This window comes from Sphingomonas sp. Leaf62, assembly GCF_001421915.1.
In the GTDB taxonomy this organism is placed as follows: domain Bacteria; phylum Pseudomonadota; class Alphaproteobacteria; order Sphingomonadales; family Sphingomonadaceae; genus Sphingomonas.
The window spans coordinates 509,346-516,561 of the sequence record NZ_LMLN01000028.1 but is presented as its reverse complement, the minus strand read 5'-3'; the positions used below and the strand labels follow the sequence as shown (position 1 = coordinate 516,561).

Sequence of the window (7,216 nt, the reverse complement as noted above, 5' to 3'; positions counted from 1 at the left end):
CGGCGCGTTCCTGTAAAGGAACGCGCCGCCTCCTCCTGGGAGAGGCTCGGGAAACTGGATCAGCGCGAGGCGAGGCGTTCGGGACGGGCCCAATTCGCCAGTTGCTCGCCGGCATGGGTACGAACGAAACAGCGTTCGCCCTTTGCCCGTACGCGACCGCACAGCGACGCGGCATCGGCACGGGCAAGACCGCCGACCGACAGCCGGTAGAAACTGGCGCCACGGACGCTCGCCTGCATACCCTGTGGCGACATTCCGGCAAGCCGGGGTACGTTTCGACTCAAACGCCGCCAGGCGGACCGGGCGACCGCCGGGGTATCGAACGCGCCAAGCTGCACATAATACCCACCAATGTCACGCGACTTCGGTGCAGCCGCCATGCGGACCGGGCCGATCGAATTGCCACGGGGGCGATAATCGCTCGGCAACGCCTGCACGACCTCCTGCCGGGGTGCGAAGGTGATGGCCGGGCGAATGACGGTCACCACCTGTGTCGGCGCGGCCACCGGCTCGACCATGACCGGCTCGGCCAGAGCGACCGCCACCGGTGCGGCATCGCCCGGTGCCGAAAGTGCCAGTTGCGTCGGTTGTCCGCGATCAGCAGCGGGCGTCACGCCGAGCAACGCCGCGACCTGCTGCGCCGCCGATTGCGGCCGCGCGAAACCCGCCCATTCGACCAGTCGCGCATCGACCTGTTCGGGCGACATGTCGACCGACGCAACGGTCCGCGCTTCGACCCAGCGCCCGTCGAGGGCCAGCGCAAGCGCAAGATTTTGTCGCATCGTCGCGGTCGCCGCCGGATCGCGCGCAGCTTCGCTGAGCAACGCGATACCACCGGCCGGATCACCCGCCAGCGCCAGCGCCAGTCCGCGATCGGCATTTGCGATCCGCGCGGCATGGGCGGTCAGCGTCTCGCGCGCCGCCACCCATTCGCCGGTCGCGGTCTGCGCCAGCGCAAGGTTCAATGCGGCGCGGCCATCGGCCGGATTCAGCGCCAACACGTCGCTGAACGCCTGTGTGGCGGAGGCAAACCGTCCCGCCTGGAGATAAGCCTTGCCCAACAGTGTGCGAAAACCGGGATCGCGCGGAGCGAGCGAGACCGCCTGTTCGGCAAAGGTCACGGCTTCGTCGCTGCGCCGCTTCCCGAGCGCCTTCGCTGCCTTGCCTGCCAGTTTCTGCGCCATGTTCTGTTCGGACGATGCCACCGCCACGGTGCCGCTGGCGACCAACGCCAGCGAACCGCTGAGCATCGCCGTGGCCAGACCGACCGATATAAGCAGATGGGTCTTCATAGCGTGCCCTTTGCGGCCCCATCGGGGGCAAGGCGCTGAACGAGCGCCGCGATGTCGGAGGTCGACGGAAGGGACCGATCAAGCGCTTCGCGCACGAACGCCTCCGGAGAAAGGTTGCGCACCGTCGCCGCCAGCCGCAACCGCAACAGCCGGTCGGCATCGAGCGTCAGGACGATCGATCCTTCCCCCGCTAACGGCGCGACCTGGAGCATCGCTCGCTCGCGCAGGACGGCCGGAACCGGCGTCGTCGGCTCGCCCAGATCGTTCCAGCCGAGATCGTCACCAGGATCGGTCGCATCGCCGGTCCCGTGCGGCCGCATCGCCGGACGTGCCTCTCCCTTGCGGGCCAGCAGGCCGGGATTGATCTGCGAAGGGTTGCGTGGTGTGGCCATGACTAGCCCCGCACCCGACGGCCAAAGCCCCCGGCAGTACGCGGACCACCCGACAGCGTCGGCACGGCGAACACGGTACGACGGAAATTCTTTTCGAGGCGATCCTGGATATAGTTCCACAGCGCCTCGATCTCGGCGCTCGACTTCGACGTCGGATCGATCTCCATGACCGTCCGCCCGTCGACCATCGACGATGCGAAATCGACGCGGTGATGGACCGTCACCGGCGCGACCGTGCCGTGTTGCGACAGGGCCATCGTTGCCTCTGCCGTGATCTTGGCGCCCGGCGTCGCCGCGTTGACGACGAAGACCAGCGGCTTGCCGGCACGATCGCACAGGTCGACGGTCGCGCCGACAGCGCGCAGGTCGTGCGGGCTGGGCCGGGTCGGCACCACGATCAGTTCGGAAACCGCGATCACGCTCTGGATCGCCATCGTGATCGCCGGCGGGGTATCGATCACCGCCAGTTTGAAACCATGTGCGCGCAACGTTTCCAGATCGGCCGCCAGGCGCGCGACCAGCGTCTGCGCGAACGCCGGTTCGTCGGTGACGCGCGCGTTCCACCAGTCGGCCAGCGACCCTTGCGGATCGATGTCGACCATGACGACCGGACCCGCGCCCGACCGCTCGGCCTGCACGGCGAGATGCCCGGACAATGTCGTCTTGCCCGATCCCCCCTTTTGCGATGCCACCGCCAGAACGCGCATGCCGCTTACGTCTCCCTTCACTTGCAGCCGGGATTTGCACGGACAGGACTAAAATGCGGTTAACGTCCTGTACGGGGTCGACCGATCGCGAAAGCCGTTCCGCCGATCGGCAAGCGCTGATAATGGACGGCGATGATCGCAAGGGGGACTTGGATGCGCGGTGCGATGGGGGCGGCTCTGGCGGCGGCGATGCTGGCGGCACCGGCGTTTGCCGATGTGAAGGCCGGGGTCGAGGCATGGGCGCGGGGCGACTGGACGACGGCGGTCGGCGAATGGCGCGAGCCGGCGGTCGCGGGCGATGCCGATGCCCAGTTCAATCTGGGGCAGGCGTACAAGCTCGGTCGTGGCGTGCCGATGAACCTGACCGAAGCCGAACAATGGTATGCCCGCGCCGCGCAACAGGGGCACCGGCAGGCCGAGGAAAATTACGGCCTGATCCTGTTCCAGAACGGCAAGCGCCCCGAAGCCGTCCAATGGCTCGAAAAATCGGCAAACCGCGGCGAAGCGAGAAACCAGTTCGTCCTCGGCACGATGCTCTTCAACGGTGACGCCGTGCCGAAGGACTGGCGGCGCGCCTATGCGTTGATGACGCGCGCGTCGTCGGCGGGATTGCCGCAGGCGGCGGCGACGCTGGCGCAGATGGACCGGTATGTTCCGCTGCCCGACCGGCAGGCGGCGCTGGCGATGGCGCGCGATCTGGAGCGGAGTGCCGGACGCCCCGCCCTGCCCGCCGCGCCCGAGGCGGCGAAGGCCACGCAGATTGCCAAGGCTCCCCCCGCCCCCAAGCCGGTCCCTCGCACCGCTCCGGCGGCGTCGTCGGTTGCCGCGGGTAACTGGCGGGTGCAGCTCGGCGCGTTCCGCGATGCGGGCAATGCGCGGCGGCTGTGGACCGAAGTCGCGGGAAAGTTCGCCGGTCGCCAGCCCTTTTACGACGATGCCGGCGGCGTCACCCGGTTGCAGATCGGCCCGTTTGCCAGCAGTGCCGAGGCGAGCCGCGCCTGTGCCACGATCCGCCCAACGACCTGCGTCCCGGTAAAGCGGTGATTGCCGCCGCTCTGCTGCTGATGGCGCAGATCGACGCTCGGGCTGCTACAAGCCCGCGCCGACATCGCCATGCGATGGGCGCTCGCGACGCGCAGTAACGCCGTTCGCGCGACCCGGACGTTCCCGCGCGCTGCGATCAGTCGCGCACCCAATCCGACGGAGCGATCCCCTGTATATACAGCAGTGCGGTCAGGTCATTATGGTCGATCCGGACCCCTGCCTCGGCAGCGACGATCGGCTTGGCATGATAGGCGACGCCTAGCCCCGCGCGGCGGATCATCGGCAGGTCGTTGGCCCCGTCGCCGACCGCCAGTGTCGCTTGCTCGTCGATGCCCAATTCATCGATCGCACCGAGCAGCGTGACTTCCTTGGTCGTTGCATCGACGATCGGTTTCCGCACCTTGCCGGTCAACTTGCCATCCTCGATCAGCAGGCGGTTGGCGATCATGCGGTGAAAACCCAGTTCCTGTCCGACCGGCTCGGCAAACCGGGTGAAGCCGCCCGATACGAGGATCGTCGTTGCGCCACGCGCACGCATCGTCCGGATCAGCGTCTTCGCGCCGGGCATCAGCCTGACCCGTTCGTCGAGGCACCGCTGGATCGCGCTTTCGTCCAAGCCTTCCAGCAAGGCGACGCGGGCGTCGAGCGCCGAGGCGAAGTCGAGTTCGCCGCGCATCGCGCGTTCGGTCACCTCGGCGATCTGCGCCTTGATCCCGGCATAGTCGGCCAGTTCGTCGATACATTCGACGGTGATCATCGTCGAATCCATGTCGGCGACCAGCAGCTTCTTTTCACGGTTCGCAGCGGGCTGAACGGCGACGTCGGCTCCCACAACAATGCCTTCGATCGCTTTCCGCGCTGCGGCTGCATCGCTGGCGAACCGGATATCGGCGGCGCGGCCTTCGTCGATCCACGTCCAGTCCTCGACCAGACAGCCGGCCACGTCCAGCCGATCGGCGGCGGCGGAAATATCGCCCGCGGCGATCGATTCGGCTGCTATCAGCGTGGCGATGAACATGGCGAAATCTCCTGACCGTCCGAGGGTCGCGCTCATCGCAGGCCCGACCGCCAGCGGCAAGTCCGCGCTGGCGATCGCTATCGCCCGGGCGCACAACGGCGTGGTCATCAATGCCGACAGCGCGCAAGTGTATCGCGACCTGCGTATCCTGTCCGCGCGCCCCTGGCCCGAAGAAGAGGCACAGGCCCCGCACCGGCTGTTCGGCCATGTCGACGGCGCGGACAGCTATTCGGCGCCGGCATGGGCGAAGGACGCGATCCGAGAGATCGACGTAGCCCATGCAGCAGGCAAGCTGCCGGTGCTGGTCGGCGGCACCGGCCTGTATCTGCGGACCCTGATCGACGGCATCGCGCCCGTCCCCGATATCGATCCCGCCATCCGAGAGGCCGTCCGTGCGCTGCCGGTGGCCGAGTCTGCCGAGGCGCTCCGCATCGCCGATCCGGCAGCCGCCGCCCGGCTGAACCCGGCCGACACCACCCGCATCGCCCGCGCGCTGGAAGTGGTGCGCTCGACCGGCCGGACGCTGGCCGACTGGCAGCGCGACCGGACCGGCGGGATCGGCGACCGCATCGCACTGTCGACCATGATTCTCTTGCCCGAGCGCGACTGGCTGACCGATCGCTGCGACCGTCGCCTGTCGGCCATGTTCGATGGCGGCGCGGTCGAGGAAGTCGCGAAGTTACTGGCGCGCGACGACATCGCACCACAGGCGTCGGTCAGACGCGCGATCGGCGTGATCGAGATCGAACGCTGGCAAAACGGTACATGGACCCGCGACGAAGCACTGACTGCGGCTCGCTTCGCAACGCGGCAATATGCCAAACGGCAGTATACGTGGTTCCGCAACCAGCCACCGGCCAACTGGCTCCGCACCAGCGAAACCGAAACATGCGCGCTATCAGCACAATTCGACACTTTATTACGTTAAAGATGGTTGACACGTACATTTATGGCGACTAGCGACGCCGCTCCAACGGTGCTATCCGCGCCTGCGAAAATGTTGAGGAGTTGAAGACCCATGACCGAGAAGAGTGGAGCCGCCATTTTGGTCGAGGCCCTCGTCGACCTCGGCGTGGAAGTCGTATTCGGCTATCCCGGCGGCGCGGTGCTGCCGATCTACGACGCGCTGTTCGAACATAGCCGGATCAAGCACATCCTCGTCCGTCACGAACAGGCCGCGACCCACGCGGCGGAGGGCTATGCCCGCTCGACCGGCAAGCCGGGCGTGGTGCTGGTAACCTCGGGTCCGGGGGCGACGAACGCGATCACCGGCATCACCGACGCGCTGCTCGATTCGATCCCGATGGTCGTCATCACCGGACAGGTTCCGACCGCGCTGATCGGCACCGACGCGTTTCAGGAGGCCGATACCGTCGGCATTACGCGTCACTGCTGCAAGCACAATTATCTGGTGAAGGACCCGGCGAAGCTCGGCCATGTCATTCACGAGGCGTTTCATATCGCCACCGCCGGCCGCCCCGGCCCGGTCGTGGTCGATATTCCAAAGGACGTGCAGGTCGCGACCGCGCGCTACACCAAGCCCGGCCCGATCCAGCACAAGACCTATCGTCCGAAGGTGAAGGCCGACCGGGCGCAGATCGAGCAGGTCGTCGACATGCTGGCGGCGGCCGAACGGCCGGTGCTGTACACCGGCGGCGGCATCATCAATTCGGGTCCGGGCGCGTCGCAGCTGCTGCGCGAACTGGTCCGGGTGTCGGGCGCGCCGGTCACCTCGACGTTGATGGGGCTCGGCGCCCTGCCCGCGTCCAGCCCGAACTGGCTGGGGATGCTGGGGATGCACGGCACCTATGAAGCGAATATGGCGATGAACGAGGCCGATCTGGTCATCGCCATCGGCGCGCGTTTCGACGACCGGGTGACGGGACGGCTCGACGCTTTTTCCCCGCGCAGCCGCAAGGTTCATATCGATATCGACCGGTCGAGCGTGAACAAGATCGTGCGCGCCGATCTGGGCATCATCGCCGATGCGGGCCATGCGATGGAGGACATGGTCCGCGTCTGGAAAGCGCGTCAGCATCCAAAGCCGGACCTGTCGGGATGGTGGGCGAAGATCGAGGGCTGGCGCGCCAAGCGTTGCCTCGACTTCCCGGAATCGACCAAGGAAATCATGCCGCAGCGCGCGATCCGGGCGCTGTACGCCGCGACCAAACATCGCGCGCCGATCATCTCGACCGAGGTCGGCCAGCATCAGATGTGGGCGGCCCAGCATTTCGGCTTCGAAGCACCGAACAAGTGGCTGACCAGCGGCGGTCTCGGCACGATGGGCTATGGCCTGCCCGCCGCGATCGGTGCGCAGCTCGGAAATCCGGGGGCGCTGTGCATCGACATCGCCGGCGAGGCGTCGATCCAGATGAACATTCAGGAGCTGGCGACGGCGACGCAGTACCGGCTGCCGGTGAAGATCTTCATCCTCAACAACGAATATATGGGCATGGTCCGCCAGTGGCAGGAGCTGACCTACAGCTCGCGCTATTCGAGCAGCTATTCGGACTCGCTGCCCGACTTCGTAAAGCTGGGCGAGGCATATGGCTGGAAGGGTATTCGCATCGAAACGCCCGACCAGCTGGAGGACGGGATTCAGGCCATGCTCGACCATGACGGCCCGGTGATCGTTGACTGCATGGTGGCGAAGCTGGCCAACTGCTTCCCGATGATCCCCAGCGGCGCGGCGCATACCGACATGATCCTGCAGGCGAACGAAGTCTCGGGCGAAATGGACGACGAAGCCAAGGCGCTGGTGTA

At 66.8% G+C, this 7,216-nt stretch carries 7 protein-coding genes; 3 read left to right on the top strand and 4 right to left on the bottom strand.

Going from position 1 to position 7,216, the window contains the following annotated elements; all coding sequences use genetic code 11:
• Nucleotides 1–59 precede the first annotated feature (59 nt).
• The 3 genes from ASE91_RS18970 to ASE91_RS13940 are packed head-to-tail and all read right to left on the bottom strand — an operon-like array spanning nt 60 to nt 2,391.
• The gene (locus ASE91_RS18970) at nt 60–1,292 is read right to left on the bottom strand and encodes an SPOR domain-containing protein (RefSeq protein WP_082454041.1); all 1,233 of its coding nucleotides are present in this window, start codon (nt 1,290–1,292) and stop codon (nt 60–62) included.
• On the bottom strand, nt 1,289–1,684 hold the full coding sequence (locus tag ASE91_RS13945; protein WP_056627052.1) for a hypothetical protein: 396 nt from the start codon (nt 1,682–1,684) through the stop codon (nt 1,289–1,291). Before ASE91_RS13945 ends, ASE91_RS18970 begins: the two co-directional genes overlap by 4 nt.
• A gap of 2 nt (nt 1,685–1,686) precedes the next feature.
• The gene (locus ASE91_RS13940) at nt 1,687–2,391 is read right to left on the bottom strand and encodes an AAA family ATPase (protein WP_055994657.1); all 705 of its coding nucleotides are present in this window, start codon (nt 2,389–2,391) and stop codon (nt 1,687–1,689) included.
• 153 nt (nt 2,392–2,544) lie between these two features.
• On the opposite strand from ASE91_RS13940, the gene ASE91_RS13935 reads away from it, so the two are divergent.
• The gene (locus ASE91_RS13935; RefSeq protein WP_056627047.1) at nt 2,545–3,435 is read left to right on the top strand and encodes an SPOR domain-containing protein; all 891 of its coding nucleotides are present in this window, start codon (nt 2,545–2,547) and stop codon (nt 3,433–3,435) included.
• A 136-nt stretch (nt 3,436–3,571) separates the two neighbouring features.
• Here ASE91_RS13935 and serB read toward each other — a convergent pair whose 3' ends face one another.
• Complete coding sequence (serB, locus tag ASE91_RS13930) at nt 3,572–4,453, bottom strand: phosphoserine phosphatase SerB (protein WP_056627045.1); 882 nt, start codon at nt 4,451–4,453, stop codon at nt 3,572–3,574.
• Here serB and miaA point away from each other — a divergent pair.
• Together miaA and ASE91_RS13920 are read left to right on the top strand one after the other, a co-directional pair.
• On the top strand, nt 4,452–5,381 hold the full coding sequence (gene miaA / locus ASE91_RS13925) for a tRNA (adenosine(37)-N6)-dimethylallyltransferase MiaA (protein ID WP_235530489.1): 930 nt from the start codon (nt 4,452–4,454) through the stop codon (nt 5,379–5,381). The genes serB and miaA overlap by 2 nt on opposite strands.
• 90 nt (nt 5,382–5,471) lie before the next feature.
• Nucleotides 5,472–7,216: acetolactate synthase 3 large subunit (locus tag ASE91_RS13920; RefSeq protein ID WP_056627230.1), on the top strand; the 1,745-nt coding region annotated here is incomplete at its 3' end.